Origin of the sequence: Acidovorax sp. CCYZU-2555, from assembly GCF_018413525.1 — a bacterium.
Taxonomy (GTDB): domain Bacteria; phylum Pseudomonadota; class Gammaproteobacteria; order Burkholderiales; family Burkholderiaceae_C; genus Comamonas.
This window is the reverse complement of sequence record NZ_JAHCDD010000058.1, coordinates 17,422-38,414: the sequence shown is the minus strand read 5'-3', so window position 1 is coordinate 38,414 and position 20,993 is coordinate 17,422. Positions and strand designations below refer to the sequence as shown.

The 20,993-nt window shown below is 64.0% G+C and carries 19 protein-coding genes and 1 pseudogene; 8 read left to right on the top strand and 12 right to left on the bottom strand.

What is annotated here, in order from left to right:
- A pseudogene (locus KHY18_RS18975) lies at positions 1-203 on the top strand (LysR family transcriptional regulator); the annotation flags it as partial.
- A 24-nt stretch (positions 204-227) separates the two neighbouring features.
- On the opposite strand, the gene KHY18_RS18970 reads toward KHY18_RS18975, so the two are convergent.
- Positions 228-1,214, bottom strand: a complete 987-nt coding sequence (locus KHY18_RS18970) for a LysR substrate-binding domain-containing protein (protein ID WP_213303434.1) — start codon at positions 1,212-1,214, stop codon at positions 228-230.
- Between the two features lie 93 nt (positions 1,215-1,307).
- On the opposite strand from KHY18_RS18970, the gene dsdA reads away from it, so the two are divergent.
- Positions 1,308-2,696: a D-serine ammonia-lyase gene (gene dsdA, locus KHY18_RS18965; RefSeq protein ID WP_213303431.1), complete on the top strand. Its 1,389-nt coding sequence runs from the start codon at positions 1,308-1,310 to the stop codon at positions 2,694-2,696.
- A gap of 45 nt (positions 2,697-2,741) precedes the next feature.
- Here the strand turns inward: dsdA and KHY18_RS18960 are convergent, their stop codons facing one another.
- The 3 genes from KHY18_RS18960 to KHY18_RS18950 all read right to left on the bottom strand — a co-directional run bounded on the left by KHY18_RS18960 (position 2,742) and on the right by KHY18_RS18950 (position 5,481).
- Entirely contained in the window at positions 2,742-3,980 is a 1,239-nt protein-coding gene (locus KHY18_RS18960; RefSeq protein ID WP_213303429.1) for an NAD(P)/FAD-dependent oxidoreductase, read from the bottom strand.
- 27 nt (positions 3,981-4,007) lie between these two features.
- Entirely contained in the window at positions 4,008-4,358 is a 351-nt protein-coding gene (locus KHY18_RS18955) for a RidA family protein (protein ID WP_213303428.1), read from the bottom strand.
- 133 nt (positions 4,359-4,491) lie between these two features.
- A complete protein-coding gene (locus KHY18_RS18950) occupies positions 4,492-5,481 on the bottom strand; it encodes a LysR family transcriptional regulator (protein WP_213303427.1) in 990 nt (329 codons plus the stop codon).
- Between the two features lie 204 nt (positions 5,482-5,685).
- Between KHY18_RS18950 and KHY18_RS18945 the strand changes: the two genes are divergently transcribed.
- Entirely contained in the window at positions 5,686-6,669 is a 984-nt protein-coding gene (locus tag KHY18_RS18945; protein ID WP_213303426.1) for a tripartite tricarboxylate transporter substrate binding protein, read from the top strand.
- A gap of 21 nt (positions 6,670-6,690) precedes the next feature.
- Positions 6,691-8,229, top strand: coding sequence for an amidase (locus KHY18_RS18940; protein ID WP_213303425.1), 1,539 nt, complete (start codon positions 6,691-6,693; stop codon positions 8,227-8,229).
- Positions 8,230-8,300: 71 nt separating this feature from the next.
- Here the strand turns inward: KHY18_RS18940 and KHY18_RS18935 are convergent, their stop codons facing one another.
- The 4 genes from KHY18_RS18935 to KHY18_RS18920 form a co-directional block, all read right to left on the bottom strand.
- The gene (locus KHY18_RS18935) at positions 8,301-9,251 is read right to left on the bottom strand and encodes a hypothetical protein (RefSeq protein ID WP_213303424.1); all 951 of its coding nucleotides are present in this window, start codon (positions 9,249-9,251) and stop codon (positions 8,301-8,303) included.
- Positions 9,248-9,943 (bottom strand): hypothetical protein, encoded by a 696-nt coding sequence (locus KHY18_RS18930; protein WP_213303423.1) that lies wholly within the window; start codon positions 9,941-9,943, stop codon positions 9,248-9,250. Before KHY18_RS18930 ends, KHY18_RS18935 begins: the two co-directional genes overlap by 4 nt.
- A gap of 66 nt (positions 9,944-10,009) precedes the next feature.
- Positions 10,010-11,017, bottom strand: coding sequence for a helix-turn-helix transcriptional regulator (locus tag KHY18_RS18925; RefSeq protein WP_213303420.1), 1,008 nt, complete (start codon positions 11,015-11,017; stop codon positions 10,010-10,012).
- A gap of 13 nt (positions 11,018-11,030) precedes the next feature.
- Positions 11,031-11,621: a hypothetical protein gene (locus tag KHY18_RS18920; RefSeq protein WP_213303417.1), complete on the bottom strand. Its 591-nt coding sequence runs from the start codon at positions 11,619-11,621 to the stop codon at positions 11,031-11,033.
- A 282-nt stretch (positions 11,622-11,903) separates the two neighbouring features.
- On the opposite strand from KHY18_RS18920, the gene KHY18_RS18915 reads away from it, so the two are divergent.
- Both KHY18_RS18915 and KHY18_RS18910 read left to right on the top strand, forming a co-directional pair.
- Positions 11,904-13,181 (top strand): DUF262 domain-containing protein, encoded by a 1,278-nt coding sequence (locus KHY18_RS18915; protein WP_213303414.1) that lies wholly within the window; start codon positions 11,904-11,906, stop codon positions 13,179-13,181.
- Positions 13,178-15,070: a DUF262 domain-containing protein gene (locus KHY18_RS18910; RefSeq protein WP_213303411.1), complete on the top strand. Its 1,893-nt coding sequence runs from the start codon at positions 13,178-13,180 to the stop codon at positions 15,068-15,070. Before KHY18_RS18915 ends, KHY18_RS18910 begins: the two co-directional genes overlap by 4 nt.
- A gap of 311 nt (positions 15,071-15,381) precedes the next feature.
- Here the strand turns inward: KHY18_RS18910 and KHY18_RS18905 are convergent, their stop codons facing one another.
- Complete coding sequence (locus KHY18_RS18905; RefSeq protein ID WP_249729229.1) at positions 15,382-15,849, bottom strand: hypothetical protein; 468 nt, start codon at positions 15,847-15,849, stop codon at positions 15,382-15,384.
- Positions 15,850-15,971: 122 nt separating this feature from the next.
- Between KHY18_RS18905 and KHY18_RS18900 the strand changes: the two genes are divergently transcribed.
- Positions 15,972-16,670 (top strand): TetR/AcrR family transcriptional regulator, encoded by a 699-nt coding sequence (locus KHY18_RS18900; RefSeq protein ID WP_213303408.1) that lies wholly within the window; start codon positions 15,972-15,974, stop codon positions 16,668-16,670.
- Here KHY18_RS18900 and KHY18_RS18895 read toward each other — a convergent pair.
- The 3 genes from KHY18_RS18895 to KHY18_RS18885 form a co-directional block, all read right to left on the bottom strand.
- On the bottom strand, positions 16,639-17,529 hold the full coding sequence (locus KHY18_RS18895; RefSeq protein ID WP_213303405.1) for an alpha/beta fold hydrolase: 891 nt from the start codon (positions 17,527-17,529) through the stop codon (positions 16,639-16,641). The two genes, KHY18_RS18900 and KHY18_RS18895, sit on opposite strands and share 32 nt — an antisense overlap.
- Positions 17,530-17,580: 51 nt before the next feature.
- Positions 17,581-18,048, bottom strand: a complete 468-nt coding sequence (locus KHY18_RS18890) for a pyridoxamine 5'-phosphate oxidase family protein (RefSeq protein WP_213303401.1) — start codon at positions 18,046-18,048, stop codon at positions 17,581-17,583.
- A 72-nt stretch (positions 18,049-18,120) separates the two neighbouring features.
- Positions 18,121-19,089: a helix-turn-helix transcriptional regulator gene (locus tag KHY18_RS18885; RefSeq protein WP_213303399.1), complete on the bottom strand. Its 969-nt coding sequence runs from the start codon at positions 19,087-19,089 to the stop codon at positions 18,121-18,123.
- Between the two features lie 167 nt (positions 19,090-19,256).
- Between KHY18_RS18885 and KHY18_RS18880 the strand changes: the two genes are divergently transcribed.
- Positions 19,257-20,927, top strand: a complete 1,671-nt coding sequence (locus KHY18_RS18880) for a hypothetical protein (protein WP_213303396.1) — start codon at positions 19,257-19,259, stop codon at positions 20,925-20,927.
- The last annotated feature ends 66 nt before the right edge of the window (positions 20,928-20,993 follow it).

The following is a 20,993-nucleotide window of genomic DNA, read 5'->3' as shown; positions in this document are numbered from 1 at the left end:
TCAAAAGCCTGGCCGCGGCCAGCCAGAGCGCGGCCATACTGCCGCTCGAAGAGGTCAAGGACCAGCGCAATTCGCCCGATGTACAGGTCCGCCATCTGTCGCCGCAGCTGATGCGGCCCATGGCGATTGCGCACCGCTACCTGCAGGCACCGAACATGGCCGTGGACAATGTGCTGAACATGCTCGCGGAGTTTGCGAGCTGAACATCCTGCGCAGACCCGCCGTGTTCAGACGGGCTGCGCGCCGCGCGGCGCCAGGCCCTGGAGCAAGTCCTGGCGCTGCGCATCGAAGGCCTGGGCCTGCGCCAGCAGCCACTGCTCGATTGGCTCGAGCAGGCGCGACGGCTGCCGTCCGCGCGCAAAAATGTAGGAGGCCTGCGAGCGCACCCGGCAGCCGAACAGCGGCACGAGTCGCCCTGCCGCCAGGTCTTCCATGATCAGCGCGGTGCGGCCCAGCGCCACGCCCTGGCCGGCGCAGGCCGCGCTTTGCGCCAGCATCGCCAGGTTGTAGGTGCGGCCCAGCGCCCAGTCGGGTGGCGCCAGCGCCATCTGCGCGAACCAATGCTCCCACTCCTGGTGGGCCGCAGCCCCCTCCCACGGACTGAAATCGTGCAGCAGCATTGCGCCCGTGAGGCCTTCGGGCGTGGCCAGCGCGGGGTGGGCCGCCACGAAGGCCGGGCTGGCCACCGGAACCAGCCATTCGCTGAGCAGTTCGTGGGCGTGCAGATCGGGGTAGTGACCGAGGTCGAATCGCAGCGCGGCGTCGACGCCGTCGTTGAGCATGCGGCTGCGGTCCAGCGCGTGGAACTCGGCTTGCACGCGCAGGCCGATCTGCGGATGCTTCTGGAAGAAACTGCCCAGCCGGGGCGTGAGCCAGGCTATCGCGAACGACGGCGCGCAGCTCATGGTCACCGGCTGGGCGTCGTTCACCTGCCGCAGATCGACCAGCGTGCTTTCGATGGCTTGCAGCGACTCGCGCAGCACCCGCGCCAGCCGCTGCCCCTCGGGGGTCAGCGCCAGCGCGCGCGGCGAACGCAGCAGCAAGCGGCGCCCCAGCCACTGCTCCAGTTGTTTGACCTGCTGGCTCACCGCACCCTGGGTCACGCACAGATCTTCCGCGGCGCGCGTGAAGCTGACATGCCGCGCCGTGGCGTCAAAGCAGCGCAACCAGGACAGCAGCGAAGGAGATAACAGGCGGGCGGTGGAGTTGGTCATTAGTAATACTATGGCAGACCTGACTATAAGTTGCTTGCCAGTTGCTGCGCTGGGGCCAAGAATCGGCACTTCATCGTGAAAGACTGCCGCCCAATGTCCACCCCCTCCGAAACAATCACCCTACTGAAAGAATCCCTCCCGGCATTCTGGATCAACCCGACCCGCAACACCTCAGTGGTCGCGCTGGAAGTCGGCAGCGCGCTGGCACCAGCCGGCGCCGACACGCCGCCGGCTGCGCGCAGCATTAGTTTGGCTGATATAGAGGCCGCACAGTCACGCTTCGAGCGCTTCGCGCCGCTGCTGGCGCGGCTGTTTCCCGAACTTGCGGCCTGCGGCGGCGCGATCGAGTCCGCGCTGTCGCCCCTGCCCGCCATCACCGCAGCGCTGGGCGTGGCCGACGGCGGCGGGCGGGTTTTCGCCAAACAGGACCATGCGCTGCCCGTTGCCGGCTCGATCAAGGCGCGCGGCGGGCTGCACGAAGTGCTGGAATACGCCGAGCGCGTGGCCGTGGCCCATGGCCTGCTGCCCGCCACCGCGGGCGAAGTCGACTATGTCGCGCTCGCCAGCGAGGGCGCGCGCGCCGTGTTCGCGCGTCACAGCGTGGCCGTGGGCTCGACGGGCAATCTGGGCCTGAGCATTGGCGTGATCGCTTCTGCCCTGGGCTTTCGAGCCAGCGTGCACATGTCTGCCGACGCCAAGGAATGGAAAAAGCAACGCCTGCGCCAGCGCGGCGTCGAAGTCGTCGAGCATGCGGGTGACTACGCCCAGGCCGTGGCCCAGGGCCGCGCCCAGGCGGCCACCGATCCCCTCGCGCATTTCGTCGACGACGAGCGCTCGCTGTCGCTGTTTCTGGGCTATGCGGCCGCGGTCTTCGGGCTGCGCCGCCAGCTGGCTGAGCAAGGCATTGCCGTCGATGCCGAGCATCCGCTGTTCGTCTACCTGCCCTGCGGCGTGGGCGGCGCGCCCGCGGGCATTGCCTTCGGCATTCGCCAGATACTCGGCCCGCATGCCCATTGCTTCTTCGCCGAGCCGGTGCAGTCGCCCTGTGTGCTGGTGCATATGATGGACGGCGCCGACGGCCCGCAAGGCCCGCACCCCACGGTCTATGACTACGGCCTGCAAAACCGTACCGAGGCCGACGGCCTGGCCGTGCCCCAGGCCTCGCGCCTGGCCAGCGCCGCCATGCGCGCGGTGCTGGGCGGCATCTTCACGGTCGAGGATGCGCAGCTGATGCGCTTCGTCTACCAGCTCGAACAGGCCGAAGGCTTGCGCGTGGAGCCTTCGGCTGCCGCGGGCCTGGCCGGCCCGGCCATGCTGCTGGGCACGGCAGAAGGGCGAAGCTACCTGCGCGATTGGCAACTCGAAGACCATCTGGCGCAGTCGACACACCTGGTCTGGACCACGGGCGGCCTGTTCGTGCCGCCCGCGCAATACCAGCAATTCTGGGCAATCGGGCGCGATCTCGCGGCGCAGCAAGCCTAGCCTTGCACCCCACGGCAAGCGGCATGAGTGCCGCGCCGTGGCCGCTCAGCGAAAGCGTGCGGGATCGTAGGGCGTGGGATCGACGTAAGGCGTCTGGCCGCACAGGCGTTCGGCCAGCAGCCGCGCCGAGGCCGGCCCCAGCGTGAAGCCCTGGTGGCCATGGCCGAAGTGAAACCACAGGCCCTGGTGGCGCGGCGCGGGGCCGATGATGGGCAGCATGTCGGCGCAGCAGGGGCGCGCACCCAGCCAGGGCTGGGCTTCGACCGGCTGGCCCAGGCCCAGCAGCCGGTCGGCGGCGCGCTCCGCCACCTGCAGTTGCACCGGCGTCGCCGGCGCTCCAGGCGCAGCAAATTCCGCGCCCGTGGTCAGTCGCAGGCCGCGCTGCATGGGCGTGAGCACCACGCCGTAATCGGTGTCGAGCATGGGCCGGCGCAGTTCTGCGCCACCCTGGTAATGGCGGTGGTAGCCGCGCTTGACGAACAGCGGCAGACGGTAGCCCAGCCGCCGCGTATGCGCCTCGGCCCATGGGCCGAGCGCCAGGACCGCTGACTCGGCTTCCAGCGCGCCGTCCACTGTCTGCACGCTCCAGCCCAGGCCCGTCTGGCGCAGGCTGTCGGCATCGCCTTGGGCGATGCGGCCTCCGCGCTGCACGAACAGCGCGGCATAGCGCTCGACCAGCGTGCCCGGGTCCGAAATGGTCCACGGATCGCGCCAATGGATGGCGCCGGCCAGGGTTTCGCGCAGCGCGGGCTCCAGCGCAATCAGCTGCGCACCGTCGAGTGCCGCGCAATCCAGGCCATGGGCTTGCGCGACCCGCGCCGCGTCGCGGAACGCGGCATCGAACAAGGCCGGCTTGCGGTAAAACTGCAACCAGCCGTCCTTGCGCACCAGGTCCTGGGCACCCGCCGCGGCGATCAGCGGTTCGTGTTCCGCAATGCAATGCGCGATCAGGCGCGCATAGGCCGCGCAGGTGTTCGCATACGGCGTGGGCGCCGAAGCCTGCCAGTAGCGCAGCAAGCGCCCGGCCAGCGCGGGCATCGCCGTCCAGTGCACATGCACGTCGTTGCCCTGCCCCGTCGCCACGCGCCACAGCGCCTGCCAGCTGCGCGGGAAGGCGTAAGGCTGGACGGCCTCGCGCTGGATGAAGCCCGCGTTGCCGTACGAGGTTTCACGCCCCGGCGGGCGGCGGTCGACCAGCACCACCTGACGCCCGCGCTGCTGCAGTGCCAGCGCCGTGCTGACGCCGACCATGCCCGCGCCAAGAACCAAGACTTCGGATGCCATGATTTCTGTTCCTGTTCGGGAAGTGGCTCAGCCGCGCAGCGCCGCGACGACCGCGATCTCGATGCGCGCCGGCGCGACCAGCTCGGTGCAGACGGTGGCGCGCACCGGAAGGGGATCGGCAAAGTGCACGGCATAGGCTTCGTTGAAGGCCGCGAAGTCTTCCTTGTGCGTCAGAAAGACATTGACCGAAACGACATCGCTCAGCGCCAGCCCTTCGGTGGCCAGCGTGGCGGCAATGCGTTCGAGCGTCAGGTGGGTCTGCGCGGCAATGCCTTCAGGAATGCTGCCGTCGGCGGCAAACGGCATTTCGCCGGACAGAAAGGCCAGGCCGGCGGCCAGGCGGATCTTGGAGAAAGGGAGAGCGGACAAGGCGGTCATGGAGAGAGCTTTCTGGTGAGAAAAGGCGCAAGGCGCTGAATTTCCCTATTCTGCAGAGTCGCCGGGCCCGCGGGAGCCTGCGCACTGTGCATAAATCAGAATGTTCCATTGCCTATCGAGCAATCGGCGCCGTTCAGGGGTCGGGATGGTTCTCCGGGCCCGCGCCGGCCGCGGCGTTCGCGCCGTCGTTGCAGATGGCCGCCACCAGATATTGCACAAAGGCCTGCACGGCCTCCTGCTGATTGCGCCCGGCCAGCGTCTGTACCTCCAAGTAGCGCTCGTTCATTTCGCGGTCGCGCAGCGGAATGGCGCGCACGGCGTTGTCGCCGCGGCGCGTGCGTATCGACAGCTCGCCATAGAACGCCACGCCCAGCTCGCTGCCCGCCGCGTAGCTGACCAGCGCATCGGCGTGGTTGCTCACCAGCACCTGGCGATAACGCAGGCCCTGGCGGCTGCAACTGATGTCGAGCAACTGCCGCAACGAGCTGTTCTTGAGCGGCAGCACCAGCGGATAGGCGCAGACTTCGCGCAGCGACAGTTGCTGGCGCCCGGCCAGCGGATGGCGCTCGCCGAGAACCGCCAGGATGGGGCTGGGATGGCGCAGCTCGACACGGATGTCGGCCTCGGGCACCGAGCTGAGGGTCAGGCCTATGTCGACCTCGCCCTCGCGCACGCGCCGCGCCACGTCGCCCTGCGGGCAGACATCGAGCCTGAACACGATGCCCTCGTAGCGGCGCTGAAACTGCGCGATCAGCAAGGGGATGAAGTCATGGGCGAAACCTTCGACCGAGGCAATGCGCACCTGGCCGGTGCGCAGCCCGCGCAGCGACTGGATCTCGCTGGTGACGCGCTCTATGTCCTGCTCGACGCGGCGCGCGTGCGCGGCCAGCAGCTCACCCGCCGAATTGGGCACCATGCCGCGCGAGCGGCGCTCGAACAGCAAGGTGTCGAGGTCGCTTTCCAGCCGCGCAATCTGGCGACTCACGGCCGACGGCGCCACGTTCAGCCGCGCCGCGGCCTCCTTGATGGAGCCCGTGCGCACCACTTCCAGGAAATAGCGCACGGCCGCCTCTTGCAGCACCCGGCTGTGGCCCGGGGCCGACCCTGTCTTCGTTTTATCCATCGCGCCGTCTTTCAAACATGCATGAATTCAGTTTTTGGCAATCATTCATTCTAAACATTGCGCTTGTGGCATCTCTCAGCGACTCTTAGCATGGACTCATATTCACCGTGCCTGGCGCATCGGACGATTGTTGTGGGTCCACCCAGATGGTCGTTTTTCGTGCAGGTTTTTACTGTTCTCTCGTCTCTTCGACCCTGCCTCACCATGAAATCAATCACTGCCTTCACCCGTCTGGCCATGGCTTGCTCGCTGAGCCTGGTCGCAGCCGTTCCCGCTTTCGCCGCCGACGTCTATCCGTCCAAGCCCATCACGCTGGTCATTCCGTTCCCGCCGGGCGGTGCCACCGACGTCATCGGCCGCCTGCTGGGCCAGAAGCTCGGTGAGAAACTGGGCCAGCCGGTGATCATCGACAACCGCCCGGGCGCAGGCACGATCATCGGTGCGACCTATGTCGCCAAAGCGCCGGCCGACGGCTATACGCTGCTGGCGAGTTCGGGCAGCACCTTCACCGTCAATCCCTCGATCCGCAACAACCTGTCCTACGATCCGATCAAGAGCTTCGACCCCATCGGCATTCCCGCGCGCACCGGATTGATCGTGCTGGCCAACAGCGCGGTGCCGGTCTCGGGCGTCAAGCAGTTCGTCGACTACGTCAAGGCTTCGCCCGGCAAATACGCATTCGGCTCGTTCGGCAGCGGCACCACGGCCCACTTCGCGGGCGAGCTGATGCTGGCCAAGACCGGCATGCAGATGACCCATGTGCCCTACAAGGGCAGCGCCCCGGCCATGACCGACCTGATAGGCGGGCAGATTCCGTTTTCGGTCGACACCGTGGCCGCGGCCCTGCCCCAGCTCAAGAACGGTAAAGTCAAGGCCATCGCCGTCACCACGGCCAAGCGCTCGGCGCTGCTGCCCGACGTGCCGACCTTCGCCGAAGCCGGCTTCAAGGACATCGACATGGACACCTGGCTGATCCTCGTGGCGCCCAAGGGCATGCCCGCCAACGTGAAAGCCAAGCTTGAATCCACGCTGGCCGCGGTCGCCGCCGACCCCGAAGTGCAGGAAAAGCTCAAGGCCCAGGGCTTCGACCCGGCCTACGCCAGCAGCGCCGCGGCCTCCGCCCTGATACGCAAGGAAATGCCCATCATGAAGGCCCTGGCCGAAAGCGCGCACATCACGGCAGACTGACATTCATCCATCGAGACATCCATGAGTACAGCCACCCCATCCAGCCCGCAATTGGTCGAACTGCCTGCCGTCGAATTGCGCCGCCTCATAGGCGCGCGCCAGATCTCGCCGGTCGAGCTGCTCGACGCCTGCATCGCCCGCATCGACAGCGTCAACCCCTACGTGAACGCCGTCACCGCCACCTGCTTCGATCGCGCACGCGCCGAGGCGCGTGCCGCCGAAAAGGCCGTGATGGCCGGCGAGCCATTGGGGCTGCTGCACGGCCTGCCGCTGGGCGTGAAGGACCTGGAGCCGACCGAAGGCCTGCTCACCACCTGGGGCTCGCCGATCTACCGCGACCATGTGCCCACCCAGGACATCGAGCTGGTGGCCCGCCTGCGCCGCGCGGGCGCCATCGTCGCCGGCAAGACCAATGTGCCGGAAATGGGCGCGGGCGCCAACTCGCGCAACGATGTCTGGGGCGCGACCGGCAATCCCTTCAACCCCAACCTCAACGCCGGCGGTTCATCGGGCGGCTCGGCGGCCGCGCTGGCCTGCGACATGCTGCCGGTGTGCACCGGCTCGGACACCGGCGGCTCGCTGCGCATTCCGGCCGCCAAATGCGGCGTGGTGGGCTTGCGCCCGTCGCCCGGCGTCATCCCCAGCGTGCGCAAGCTGCTGGGCTGGACGCCGCTGTCGGTCGTCGGCCCCATGGGGCGCACGGTCGAAGACGCCTGCCTGCAGCTGGCCGCGAGCGCGGGCATGCACGCCGGCGATCCGCTGACCTACCCGCTCGATCCACTGTCCTTTCTGCACCCCGCGCGCACCGACCTCAGTCGCTTGCGCGTGGCCTGGACGACAGACTTCGGCACCTGCGATGTCGACGACTGCATCCGCGCCACATTCCAGCGCAAGATCGCTTCCATGCGCCATCTGTTCGCGGCCTGCGACGAAGTCCGGCTGGACCTGGGCGATGTGCACCGCTGCTTCGACGTGCTGCGCGCCGAATCCTTTGTGGCCGGCATGCACGCGGCCTATGAGCGCGACCCCGACAGCCTGGGCCCCAACCCGCGCGCCAACTACGAAATGGGGGCCCGCATGAGCCTGCTGGACGCGGCCTGGGCGCAAGCCGAACAGACGCGGATACTCAAGCAGTTCCAGAACACTTTTGCCGACTACGATCTGATCCTGTCGCCGACCACACCGGTCTCGCCCTTCCCCTGGACGCTGCCGTACGCCGACCAGATCGGCGGCAAGCAGCAGGCCAACTACTACCGCTGGCTGGCGCTGACCTATGTGGTCACGCTGACCACGCACCCGGCGATCTCCTTGCCATGCGGCACTGACCACGCGGGCATGCCTTTCGGCCTGCAAGTGGTGGGCGGCTTTCGCCGCGACCACGAACTGCTGGGCGCGGCCCACGCGATGGAACAGGCCTTCGCCGCCCAGGACGAGCTGCGCCGCCCGCGCCCAAACCTCGCCGCGCTGCGGCCGGCCGTGCCCGCGCTGACCTCGATCGTCACCGCGCCGCCCGTGCTGCATGCGCAGGGCGCGGCGACGGCGGCGGTGTCGGCGGTCTGACGGGCCGCGGCGCGCTGGCTTTGGCGGCACACGAGACCAGGAACGCGGTCTCTGCGCCGCCGAAAGATGCATTACACGGCGGTTTTCAAGAAGATATACGGACTGTTTTCTTCCTGTTCTATGGCCTCGATGTAGTCACCTCCATTGATCCTTTGCGTTCGCAAATAGTCAATAAGGTAGGGCTTGCTGGCGGCCGCATCGGAGGCATCGCGCAACACCCGGACAGCAGCCAGGCCTTGATCGACCGCAGGGCCGAATGACAACGGCGTCAAGTGGGTGAACAGGTTGCTATAGCTGGACGAGACCGTTTCCGAAACCGCCAATGCATGCCGCAATTCATTGGTCCGGATATCGCAGTCGATGCGAACACTGTTGCAGAGCATCAGCATCTGCGTCAGTTGCCAAAACATGTCTGGGTCGATCGGACCATTCGCTTGGACAGTGAAGGTAATCTCACCTGCGAAGAAACCCGCTTGATCAGCCAGGCCGGCGGCAATCTCCGAATACTCGCGGCGTGGATCAGACAGCTCTGGTGCGTGCTGCGCGCGCTGCAAGAGACTTTTGGTGAGATGCAACTGCTTGCGCAAGTCCCTGTGGGCCGCGCTTTCGAAACCCGCACGGATGGCTTCGCCGACATGCTCCATGCGCTTTTCCAGCGAGTTGAATCGCTTGTGCATATGGTGGAAGCCCGCAACGCTGACGCCAACCCCGACCAGAGACACGCCCAGGGTCGCAACCTGAAGTGATTGCAGCACTCCCATCATCACTTGGAGCTGATTGATTTTCACGCCGGTGTAAATACTCGCTCCGGCGTTGACCACTTCAGCCCCCATGGAAATGGGCGAAAAAGGGCCGGAAGCCAAGGTGGACAGCACAGACTGTGCGACCCCCGTCTCCTGGACATGGCGAACGATTTGTCCCGTCGCCGCGTCTTTCAGAATCGTGCCGTATCGCACCAACTCACCTGAAGCGACACGGCCCAAAAGCTCAGCCGATATCTCGAAGGGTATGCTGCCTATCATGATTCTCTTGCTTCCATCAGTTTCCCGGACAGGTGTTGTCCCTGATCACGAAAGTGCTCGGCAATGCCCGCGGATCCGAGCATCAGCGTCTGGATACGCGACAAGATCAAATTCCGTTTCGAGGTTTTGAAACCCAGATCGTGGAGAGTGGCGCACTCGGCATTCAATCGGCGCAGATCGAAAGCCAGATCGACCTTGCCAAGCAAGGCCCATTTCTGAGCGCTCGCCTTCAGCTTCGCCTCTTCTTGGCGCAGGACTGCGATGAGCGGCACACGCACAAGGCGAACAAAACTGTCCTGAAGGATTTCATCCGATGGTCGCGCAATCACTTTTCTGAACAGACTGGTGTTGCCCAGTTCGGCATGCATCTGCTCAATAAATAACTCCTCCAATCGCGCAACGGTGAGCGTCACATTGGCGTGGAAGTTGTCACGCCAATCGAGAACTTCACGCCTGAACGCCAAATCAGGCAGCTTGTTGAAGTCAACGAGCGACTCCACCGGAGTGTCCGCCAAAGTTCCGGCGACTGTTTCACTCCCTGACTCGTTGGGCTCCTTCGCCACCGCCTCACCGCCAGCGGAGGGGAAGAGCGATTTGACGTCACGCTGTAGAAATGCGACCGTCTTGCGCCACAACCCTTCGGGCGCTTGCAAGTTTTCCGCGGAGTTTGGATGCATTGGTAAATGGTTCATTGGGGCCCTATAGGTCGATCGGCATAGGCCTGCACACGGATAGCATTCGAGACGCAAATGATCTGCTCATATGCTCTGCTGCGTCGCAACGTCCATGCTGCGGTTTGACGCCAAGCCACTCGAATAACTCGAAAGCTGCTCAACCAGTTGTTCCTGCCACCCGTGGGGCGACAAGATTCGCACACTAGGTATCCAGTACCTGACAATCGGCAATATCTGATTGGGATGTCCTACTGTCGTCTCGACCGTCAGCGTGCCATCCGCTGTTTCGCTGATGATCTTCTGGTGCGGGATCAACTGCCGGCGTTTGAAATATTCCGCGGCTGCAGCGGCCACGGACAACAGCACTTTTTGCGGCTGCGGCGAGTGCCAGATGCCCTCTTCGGTTTGAATGGCAGCGTCTACGCTGGAATCGCGTGCGAAGGCTTGGTCCTGCACCTGCACCGATTGGATTTTCCCGACACCGAAAGTCTTGAGCCTGCCGCCATGCACCGCTGCCAGGTACCAGATGCCTTTGGTGTTGAGCAGGCGATAAGGTTGGACGGCAAGGTAGACCTTGGTCTGTCCGTCCTTGAGCAGATCGAGATCCAGCAAACGATTCTGCACCACGGCTGTTTCCAGTTGACTGAATACGCCTGCTTGGGCGGACAGGTCCTCGTAGTGATGACCACGTACCAACCATGGAGCCTGGAACTGCTGGCCCAGCATATCTTTCAGGAAGTCTCGGCCCAGCGATGGAAACAAGCCTTTGACACCGGCCAGCGCCGCGAAACGTTCGATGTCCTTGAAGTTCAGCTTGCCAAGATAGGCAACTTCAAGATGGTATCGACCCCGCGTTTTAAGCAGCGGCAAGTACACCAGACGTACTTTGAGATCACGCTGGATGGTTCGAACATGGGTGCCGAACTCATCAGCCAACTCAGCGGGATCGAGGTGGTCGCCCTGATTCAGTTTGATCAGTATCTGTGACAGCCGGTAGGCAATGGTGTCATGCTGACCATGCGTCATGGACAAACGCTCTGCTGGCGTCCCGCGGTTTGCAGGCCCCCAGATTTCTTCAATTAATTGAGCCATACATGGTGCCTGTTCATTGCTTGTCAGCAGGGGCTGAAGTTTTCTTACGCAGCCAGAACCAGGCAACAGCAGCCAATCCGACCAGGATTGCAGTCAGCAGCAACTTGATCACCATAGTCAAGATGCCGACGGTTGCCGACAAAACACCGAATTTTGTGAGCACCCAAAAAAGAAAAGCCCCAAAAATAGCGACCCAGAACATGTGCAACCTCCAGCGATCCAATGGAAGTTCCAGTTTGGCGGTCGCGCTGGACAGGTCGTGTCGTTTTTGACAGCGAATTGTTACATATAAAGCAATAGGCAGGGCGACAAAAGTCTCCGCGTCCGGATAGCCATGCCCACGCCCCAGGACACAGCATTTTCCCGCGGTGGTGATCGGAAAGCCGCTGATTGCTGCAGCTTTCAGCGTTTGGCTGGGGCAATGGCTGCTACGCAGCGGTTTCGGTCGGTCGACCGGGAACGCCTGGTTCAAAGTCTCGGAATCCATCCACTCAACGCGCAGCAGCGCGAACTGACACAACTGGAAAAAAAGCAAGGTGACTACCGGCATACTCGGCGCTGGCCAAACGTCTGGAGCGCGGCGGCCAAGGACGAGTGCAGGCATGTGCAGAACCACGAGACGCATTCATCGCTGAGACGCTCCGTGGTGCGCGCCGCCGGCGTCATCGTGGCGCTTTCGTGCATCCGGCCTGCCCGATGTCGGTCACGATTCTTCGAGAACTGTCGCGGAAAATCTGGACATCGCCGCGCACGCCTGGACAAAGGCCTGCGCAGCGGCAAGCGACCCCCACCTGAATGACATCCTCATCGTCAGACGCGTTGAGCGTGCGCAGGAACGCTGCCACGAAGACAACCATGGAACACCAAATGCTGAAAGGAAAAACGCGTGGCGATTCTTGAAACGGCCGTCAGTGCCGTCTGTGTGGAGGACCTGCTTGATCAGGCAATGAACATACCCGCATACCAGCGTCCCTACAGTTGGACCCCGGCGATGGCGCTGCAACTGGTGGACGACCTGAAGGAGGCTCAGGCGAGCAAACCCGAGACTGCGTACGTGCTGGGCGCTGTCATCCTGCACCAGCGCAATGGCATGTTCGACGTGGTGGACGGGCAGCAGCGGCTGCTGACCTTGCGGATGATTCTTCTGCTTCTCAAGCCCGATGGCACTCTGTCGATAGACGAGAAAAACGAGACTCCGGTAGTCCAAGTCTGGCGGGAACTGGCCCGTGCGCTGGCGAGGCTGGACAGCGAAAAAAAGAGTTCTCTGCTCCAGTTCATCAACACCCGGTGCCAGGTGGTGCGCATCGTCACCGACGATTTGGATGAGGCTTTTCGGGTGTTCGACTCCCAGAACTACCGCGGCAAGCCGCTCGCCCCCCACGATCTTCTCAAGGCACACCATTTGCGGGAAATGCAAGGGGAATCGGTCGCGATCAAGGTGGCCGTAGTCGAGGCCTGGGAGTCCGTCAAGGACGACCGGCTGGCGCGCCTTTTCTCGACATTTCTCTATCGCATTGCCTGCTGGTCACGCGGCGAAAGCGCGCCCGGGTTTTCCGTGCACAACATCGGTATGTTCAAGGGCATATCGCGCAAGGCCCATGGCGGTCTGTCGCCCAGTGCGCGCTACCATCTTGCGGCCCAAGCCGCGGTGCCTCTTTTGAGCACCTGGGGTGCCGACGCGGGGCTTGACGCGCGGAACACCGAGCGCTGCCGGTTCCAGCTCGATACACCGTTGACTGCAGGTCGACATTTTTTCGAGATGGTGGCATTCCTGCTGAAGGAGCTGGCGGAACTCGAAGCACAAGCCCAAACGATTTCGGGCAAGTTTGGCCCCTCGCAGAATCGCTACCGCTATGTCAACGATCTTTTTATCGCCGCCTTGCTTTACTACACCAACAAGTTCGGCGACGAGGACTTGAACGAAGCCAGCGACCGACTGTTCGCATGGGCCTATGCGCTGCGTGTCGAATTGCTCCGCGTGCAGTTCGCTTCCGTCGACAAACGCGCACGCGGCGATAACGGCAGTGCAGCCTTCCCCCTGCTGCGCAATGCCATGAGTGGACGGGTTGTGAGGCAGTTGAGTACCTCGCACAAACCGTCTGGAGGGGAACATGAGAAAGAACTCATGGCCTTCATCAATTCGAAAAAATTCCCAACACCATGAACAACGATCAGTTGAACCCGCAATTGCTGACGGTCAGCGGGCTTTTCGAAAACGAAGCCGTCTATACCGTGCCAGTCTATCAACGCAACTATGCCTGGCGAATCGAGCAGATCGAGCAATTGATCAGCGATATTCACGACGCGAGCCGGGAGCATGAGCAAGGCTATTTCCTTGGGAATCTCGTTACCCAGCCGACAACACAGGGATCCGGGACGAATTTTGAGGTCGTGGATGGGCAGCAGCGGCTCACGACGCTCTACCTGCTGCTGACATTCCTGGAAAGCGACGGCGCACGCCCGTTCACGCTTCACCGGGGAAAACTCCAATACGAGTCCCGCGCTCGCGCCACCGAGACGCTTCGCCATGCCGGGCTGGAGGGCTCGCTGCGCCCAGGGCAGGATGGGTTGTCCCACGAAGACAGCGGCATCCACGAGGGATTCAACGTCATTCAACAAATGTTCCGACAGCACAAAGAGCTGCGCAACCAGGACGAACGCAGCAGGTTCGCTGACTACCTGCGGACCCAGGTGACTGTAGTGCGTGCGTCACTGCCGCCAGCTACCGACCTCAACCGCTATTTCGAGGTCATGAATACGCGCGGACAACAACTCGAGCAAGTCGACATAGTCAAAGCGCGCTTGATGAGCAAGCTGCCAGAGTCGGAGCATAGCGGATTCGCCTGGATTTGGGATGCCTGTGCGGACATGGATTCTTACGTGCAAATGGCCTTGACCCGGGATAACCCGGTGCTGCGCAGCGCGATCTTCGGGGACAACTGGTCCTGGCTGCAGTGCGCGAACTTTCAGGCGCTCATCGACGCGCGCCCCACCGTAAATACAGCCACGAAGACTGGCACGGCCTTGTCGATCGATGACGCTTTGCGCAAATACGCAAGCTCGCCGCAGCAGGACTTCAGCAAGAGCGAAGTCAGCGAGAGGTTTCGATCATCCATTGGATTTTCTGTTTTTCTATTGCATGTCCTTAAAGTCAAGAACAACGATGCAAAGGAAGACGAAGGACAGTTGGATGACAAACGTCTGATCAGGTCGTTCACTGAAGCCATTCCCGCGGATCGCGAAGCTTCATGGGTGAGGGAATTCATTTTCACGCTGCTCAAGTGCCGCAATCTGTTCGACAGCTTCATCTTGAAGCGCCAGTTCGTTACCAGCACGCAAAACGAGGAAGGCGACTGGTCTCTTCAACGCCTGAAAAAACGGTCCAGAGGGCCTGGGTATGTTCACCTCTTCTCCAACACCGACACGGAGTCCGAAGAAGACGGTGATGACGACATGGATACGCGTGAGGTGCTGCTGCTGCAGTCCATGCTGCGCATTACCTATACCTCGCCGCGCACCATGCACTGGATCACCAAGGCTTTGCAGAAGCTGGCCGCCGCCCAAGACCCCGGAGCTGTTCCCGCCTCCGACCTTGTCAATTTGTTGAAGGCTTATGCGCGCGGCAAAGTCAAGGCGGCCTTCTTTTCCGGCGAGCAGCCGCAGGGCTTCGACATTGGCCGCATCGTGTTCACCTACCTCGACTACTTGCTGCTGCAATCCACACGGCAGAGCTTCAAGTTTCAGTTCCGCAATTCCATCGAGCATTTCTATCCCCAGCGCCCGGACAGGGAACAGACGGGCATGACCGTCTCGCAGAGCCATCTCAATCTTCTGGGCAACCTCGCTTTGGTGAGCGTCAGCGCAAACTCGAAATTCAGCAACAACATTCCCAAGACCAAGGCCGATAGTTTCAAGGACACGATTGAAATTCAAAGCCCTAAGCTCAGGAACATGGCGGAAATCACGCGCAATGAGGGATGGGGCGACGAACAGGTGAAGAAGCACCACGAAAACATGGTGAAACTGCTCCAGGCGGACATTGACAGCAATTGATAGGCAACGCGACCAAGCGACCGCATGCGGCAGTGAGGTCGGAACGGCTTTGCATGCTCGGGGCAGGCGGTCCCGCTTCACAACGGGCGAGGCCCGTGTTCGAAGGTCGCGGCCGCCGACCTACCTCCACGCAGCCTGCCATTGGGGCAGCAACAGTGGCCGCTCGCCGCGCACTGTCGGCCCATGTCGGGTAGCAGAAACAGCCGTTATGGGCGGCCCCGACCCGACCGGCAGCACCCCGCCTCAAGCAGCCTGCGCCATCGTCCGCTCAATGCAAAAACATTCCCATCAGACCAAGGCTTCGCTGTGCCTCAAGGCCCAGTAGTCCGCACGCTCACCGTGGCCGTGACCGGCTTGCCGTCGACCAGCACGGGCTGGTGATGATCGTCGGCCAGGAGCACGCCGATCACATGCTCGCCGGTGGCGACGGTGCATGCGCCGAAGTGGGCCTTGACCAGCGGGCCGCCGAAGTCGCTGTTCATGCTGTTGTAGGGACGGCCCGGCAGGTTGCAGGTGTCGCCTTGCGGGTCGATCTTCATGTGGATGTGGCCGCAGCGCTTGTCGCTGCCGCACTGGCCTGCGGGCAGCAGCTTGAAGTTGCTGTGCACCAGCACGCCGATGGCGCGCTCCGGGTCTGTGCCCAGCGGCACCGTGGCGCCCGCGGGCGGCCAGACGATTTGCAGCGTGGCGGGCTCGGGCTGGGCGGCCGCAACGCCGGTCAAGCCGGCCCAGAGTGCCGCAACGCAAGCCGAAAGAACCGTGATTCGCGGGAAAGACATGAGACGCATGAAACACTCCTGGAAGCAACAATGGATTGATGTAATCACTGAATACATCAAAGGCCAGCGAAGTGTAGGCGAAAATAATCACCGATTACATAACCCCCACAGACTCCCGGACCATGGCCCGCCCCCCTTCGTCGCCCCCTGCTGCACCGCGCCGCGCCTACCACCACGGACACTTGCGCGAAGCGCTGATCGAGGCCGCCGTGCAGCTCATAGAGGAGCAGGGCGTCGACAAGCTCAGCGTGCGCGAAGCCGCCAAGCGCGCGGGCGTCTCACCCGGGGCGCCGTTTCGCCACTTCGCCACGCGCACGGCGCTGTTGACCGCCGTGGCCGAGCAGGCCACCGAGCGACTGCGCGCGCAGGTCCAGCAGGCCTTGCAGACGGCATCGGCGCAGCCGCCGCTGGTGCGGTTCGCGGCCATCGGGCATGCCTATCTGGCCTGGGCCAGTGCGCATCCCACGCATTTCCGCGTGATCAGCGAACGCCATCTGATCGACTACGAGAGCTCCGACGCCATGGTGCGCAGCAACGCGGCCATCCGCGATCTGATGCAGCAGCTGCTGGTCGAAGCCTTTGGCGAGCAAAGAGATGAGCGCGACCAGGCGCTCGCACGCATCGCGGCGCGGGCGCTGGTCTACGGCCTGGCGCGCATGGCCGTCGATGGACACTTTCCGGAATGGGGCCTGGCGCAGCAAGCGACCGACAAGACCCTGGCCGATACCCTGGACTTCTTCATGCAGCATCTCGCGGCAGCCCCCACCAGCGGCAGCGCGCTTGGCAGGATCAGCGCAGCGCCTTCTCCACCGCCTCGTTGAACGCCGCCGCCTGGTCCAGCATCACAAAATGCCGGCTGTCGTCGATGCGCACCAGGCGCGCATCGCCCAGTCCCTGGTAGGCGGCCGAGAACAAGCCATCGACCTGTTCCACCGGGCCATAGGAAGGATGGTGGGCATAAACGACGGTGGTTGGCGCGGTGATCTTCGGCAGTTCGGGGCGCAGGTCGGTGATTGCCAGTTCGTAGGCCGCCTGTGCGACCGTGCGCCGGTCGGAAGCTCGGCCCCAGCGCGCAATGGCGGCGCGGCTCTCGGCGCTGGTGGCCAGGCGCGCGGCGCCGGCATCCTGCATGGCATCGAGTTGTTGATCCGTTGCTGCCAGCCAGGCGTCGCGCATAGCGCGCGCGCCGGGGGTGGCGGTTTCGACGGTGGCCGCCGGGCTGAAAAGCAGGCTGTAGAACGGCAGGGCATCGACGATCACCAGCCGGCCCACGCTGGCGGGATGGCGCGCAGCCAGCATCAGCCCGACTTCACCGCCCAGCGAATGGCCCACCACGGCGGGCTTGGACAGCCCATTGCGGGCGATATAGGCAGCCAGGGCCTCTGCCAGGCTGGAAGCCAGCGGCGTGGCATCGGCAATGGGCGCGCGGCCCGCGAAGCCCGCGATGTCGATCAGATGCACGCGGTGCCGCGCCGACAAGGGCCCGGCCAGCGCGGACCAGACGTCGGGGCTGGAGGCCAGGCCTGGCAGCAACAGCACATCGGGGCCGCTGCCGCGGATATCGACACCGAAGAGATCGGTCTTGTTGTCCGGCGCGCTGGCGGTTGCGGCCACGCTCGCCCCCAAAAGTGCGGCGAGAACGACCTTGCGTCGCGAGATAAGGCGGTGGGTCAAATCCATTTTCATGCGCCTATTGTCAGGGGCGCGCGGCCCGCCTGAATCTTCGCGCGCTCAATCCGCCGGCGCACGCACGCCATAAGCCCGGTAGGCGCCTTCGATCTGCTTTTGCTCCGTGGTCTCTTCGGGGTGCAGCCAGTAGCTGGGCGCAACAATCCTGGCCGTAGCCAGCACTCGCACCACAAAGACGCTGCGCACGGGAAAGCGCGGCCCGGCTTTCTCCAGCACCGGCCCGGCCCAGCGCGCGAACGCGGGCGCATCTGGCGCGATGTTCAGCGCCTTGCCCGTGAGCTTGAAGCCCTTTTGCGTGAAGACGTCGACCAGGCTCACGCAGACATTCGGGTTGGCCGCGATATTGGCCGCGCTCTGCGGTGAGGCGATGTTGGCGATGACGAGATGTTCGTCATCGAACACCGCGAAGATTTCCTTGGGCGAGACATTGGGAATGCCTTGGGCGTCGGCCGTGGCCAGCCAGCAAAGAACGCTTTTGCGCGTGGACTCAACGATGTCGGTGGTCAGCATGGGAGCATGAGAAGAAAGTTTGCGTGCTTACAGCATGCCAGACAGCGGCGCCGCATGCGACCAGCGACGGGGCTATGCCGCCTGCCGCAAGGCCTCGACGAGTTGCGCCACGTTGGTCACATCCAGCTTTTCGTAGATGGAGCGGATCTGGTTGCGTACCGTGGCCGGAGAACGATCCAGTCGGGCGGCGATCTGTTTATGCGTGAGGCCCATTGCCGTGAGGCGCGCCACGATGTCTTCGCGCGGCGTCAAGGCATCGGCCGCACACCGCGGGCGGGCGCGCAGCCACAGGAAACCATGCTGGGCGAACTGCGTGATGGCGAGCGTGCGCCCGACCACCCTTTGCTCGCCACGCTGTGCGGCAGCCAGCACCGCGGCCGGCAACCGCGGTCCCTGCCAGCCATTCCATTCATTGCGCAGCGCATGCTCGAAGACGGCGTCCATATGGTGGATCATTCCGCGCGCATCGGCCAGGGCCGATCCCAGGGCGTCGCTGCCCTTGAGCGGCGCAATGTCCTTCAGATGCGTGAGACGGTTGAGTTCCAGCGCCTGCTGCAGATGCGGCAACAGCGCGGCCAGCCGCTGGCGCTCGGCCTCGGTGCAGTGTGCATCGGTGCGGGCGCGAAACAGCGTCAGCCAGCGCGTGAAACGTGTTTCCGGATTCACCAGGCCGCTGATGAAAAAGTGCGACTGCTCGAAGCGCCGGCCATAGTCGCGCAGCGCGCCCTGCTCCCGCCCGCCGAACCAGGACTGTGCGTCAAACGCCAGGGTCTCGCTGGGGCGCATGCCCACGGCTTGCGCCGCGGTGTCCAGGTGCTTGACTTCCTCGTAGGCCTGCAGCATTTCGACAGGCTGACGATGCAAATGGATGGCGTGGATATCAATGCCGCCCGCTGTCAAGGTGGCGCAGCCCCACATTGCCGAGTCGAAGGGCAGAACGGGCTTGAGAAGGTTCAGCGCTTCATCCTGAAAGTGCGCAACGGGCAGTTCGTGCGACTTCCGGTACAAGCACAGCAGCAGATCACTGTAGTTAGCATGCATGGCGGCATTCTTTCTCTTGGCTGGCATCTCGCTGGCGCGCAGTCGCTGTCCTGCGCAAGCCGCCTGAGGGGGGCCGCGCGGTATCAGCATAGTGCAATTGCATCATTTTGTTTGTTGTGTTTGAACAATAGAGTTTGCGTGTAACTCCCCTCTCCTGGAACAACACCATGCCCTTCACGCCACACCCCACCTCATTGCCCGCCATGCGTCCCCTGTTGCTGTGCGGCCTGATCGCCAGCCTGTACGCCTGCGGGGGCAGTGGCGGCTCCGATGACAGCAGCGGCGCCGGCGCCGGTGGCGGCGGCGGCGTAGTCGCCGAGCCGGCCATCACGCTGTCGGGCGCGGTATTCATCGATCAGGCCCTGCGCAACGCCTCCGTGTGCGTGGACCTGAACGCCAATGCGGCCTGTGACACTGCAGAGCCCGTCGCAGCCGTTACCGGCGCTGACGGCAAGTACAGCCTGACCTACCAACCCGCCGATGCCGCGGCGGCGACCGCGTTCAATCAGGCGCCCGTGATTGCCCGCGTGACGCCCGAGTCGGCGGACGCTGCAGCCCCTGGGAGCAGCGCCACGACAAAGGCATTCCAGCTGTCTGCGCCCGCAGGAAAAGCCGCCCAGATCACCCCGCTGACCACGCTGGTGCAAGCGGGCATCGCGGGCGGAATGGCGCGCGAAGCGGCCGAGGCCGCGGTGGCGCGCCAGCTCGGCATAAGTGTCGCCAAACTCTACGACTACCAGGGCGACCCTGCCTCCAGCAGCGCCGTGCTGCCCGATACAGCGCGCACCGCAGCCAAGGTCACGGCCTATGCGCTGGAGCTGGGCGTTCCCCTGAAGGTGGTGGCACCTGGCGCGGCGGCCGTGGCGTCCCATCAGCTGGGCTTTCTCAACTACAGCAGCGCCGACAACTATGCGGCCCGCGAGCGCAAGTCCGATGGCGTGCTCCAGGCCGATGGCTATGTCCAGCAGATCGAAACGCGGGCCGGCAAGACCGGCGGCCTGGCCACTGCGCCCGAAGCCTTGTTTCCCTCGGTCACTCTGACCAGCAACGGCTGGACGCGCTGCGACACCGCAGTGCCGCGCCTGACCACGCTGGGCACCCCGAACCGCCTCCTGGCATGCAACCAGTCGACCGCGTTTCTGAACTTCCCGTTCAAGACCTTGGACATAGGCGGCAAGTCGATGGCCGAGGCCGTGACCGCGCTGCGCGCCGGAGATGCCGCGCTGGATGCCCAGGCGATTCGCCACGACCGCTCCATCGAGATGGACCCCAGCGTGCTGGGCACGGCCACCTTCCCGGTCGGCGCGCAGGCCAACACCGTTGTTTCGGTGCAGTTGAACCGCTCGCCCGCATTCATCAACAACACGGCAGCCGACCGGTTCGGCTTCCCGACCCTGGACATCATGATTGCCAACCGCCCGGCCAGCGCCGTGAATCTGGCCACGCCAGCCACCGTGCGCGCCACCACGGTCGGCGGGGCGGGTCTGGTCGACGCCAGCCACATCCTGCGCCTGGCCTTCGTGGACGCCGCCAACGCCCAGTTCTACAGCTGCGAATCCACCGCGCCGGCGTACACAGACCTGGGCACCTGCGTGGCGCATTCGCAAAGCGCGTTCAGCATCTCCACGGTCAATGGCGTGCGCCTGCTGAACTTCGCCAACTTCCCCGGCAAGGCCTTTGCACAGGGCGTGACACGCGGCTATACGGAGTACGACGGCAATGTGTTCGTTTTCCGCGAGCCCGCAGCCATTGCCGATGAAGGCCAGGCCGTCACCTATTCCGTGCGCCTGAACGGCACGGCCTGGAATGCCATGAAGTCGGCGCTGGGCATCAACTGAAACGCCGCGGGTCGATCCATGGCGGCATCTCGCCCGTACCCATCAATCAGTGAGATGCCGCCGGTT

What these genes read in the sequence shown, in the direction of transcription:
- KHY18_RS18920 (WP_213303417.1), bottom strand. Translation starts at nt 11,621, where the DNA reads ATGCCTGCACTCGTCCTTGGCCGCCGCGCTCCAGACGTTTGGCCAGCG.
- KHY18_RS18950 (WP_213303427.1), bottom strand. Translation starts at nt 5,481, where the DNA reads ATGGATAAAACGAAGACAGGGTCGGCCCCGGGCCACAGCCGGGTGCTG.
- KHY18_RS18905 (WP_249729229.1), bottom strand. Translation starts at nt 15,849, where the DNA reads ATGTCTTTCCCGCGAATCACGGTTCTTTCGGCTTGCGTTGCGGCACTC.
- KHY18_RS18945 (WP_213303426.1), top strand. Translation starts at nt 5,686, where the DNA reads ATGAAATCAATCACTGCCTTCACCCGTCTGGCCATGGCTTGCTCGCTG.
- KHY18_RS18880 (WP_213303396.1), top strand. Translation starts at nt 19,257, where the DNA reads ATGCCCTTCACGCCACACCCCACCTCATTGCCCGCCATGCGTCCCCTG.
- dsdA (WP_213303431.1), top strand. Translation starts at nt 1,308, where the DNA reads ATGTCCACCCCCTCCGAAACAATCACCCTACTGAAAGAATCCCTCCCG.
- KHY18_RS18935 (WP_213303424.1), bottom strand. Translation starts at nt 9,251, where the DNA reads ATGATAGGCAGCATACCCTTCGAGATATCGGCTGAGCTTTTGGGCCGT.
- KHY18_RS18940 (WP_213303425.1), top strand. Translation starts at nt 6,691, where the DNA reads ATGAGTACAGCCACCCCATCCAGCCCGCAATTGGTCGAACTGCCTGCC.
- KHY18_RS18895 (WP_213303405.1), bottom strand. Translation starts at nt 17,529, where the DNA reads ATGGATTTGACCCACCGCCTTATCTCGCGACGCAAGGTCGTTCTCGCC.
- KHY18_RS18885 (WP_213303399.1), bottom strand. Translation starts at nt 19,089, where the DNA reads ATGCATGCTAACTACAGTGATCTGCTGCTGTGCTTGTACCGGAAGTCG.
- KHY18_RS18925 (WP_213303420.1), bottom strand. Translation starts at nt 11,017, where the DNA reads ATGGCTCAATTAATTGAAGAAATCTGGGGGCCTGCAAACCGCGGGACG.
- KHY18_RS18890 (WP_213303401.1), bottom strand. Translation starts at nt 18,048, where the DNA reads ATGCTGACCACCGACATCGTTGAGTCCACGCGCAAAAGCGTTCTTTGC.
- KHY18_RS18970 (WP_213303434.1), bottom strand. Translation starts at nt 1,214, where the DNA reads ATGACCAACTCCACCGCCCGCCTGTTATCTCCTTCGCTGCTGTCCTGG.
- KHY18_RS18930 (WP_213303423.1), bottom strand. Translation starts at nt 9,943, where the DNA reads ATGAACCATTTACCAATGCATCCAAACTCCGCGGAAAACTTGCAAGCG.
- KHY18_RS18900 (WP_213303408.1), top strand. Translation starts at nt 15,972, where the DNA reads ATGGCCCGCCCCCCTTCGTCGCCCCCTGCTGCACCGCGCCGCGCCTAC.
- KHY18_RS18910 (WP_213303411.1), top strand. Translation starts at nt 13,178, where the DNA reads ATGAACAACGATCAGTTGAACCCGCAATTGCTGACGGTCAGCGGGCTT.
- KHY18_RS18955 (WP_213303428.1), bottom strand. Translation starts at nt 4,358, where the DNA reads ATGACCGCCTTGTCCGCTCTCCCTTTCTCCAAGATCCGCCTGGCCGCC.
- KHY18_RS18960 (WP_213303429.1), bottom strand. Translation starts at nt 3,980, where the DNA reads ATGGCATCCGAAGTCTTGGTTCTTGGCGCGGGCATGGTCGGCGTCAGC.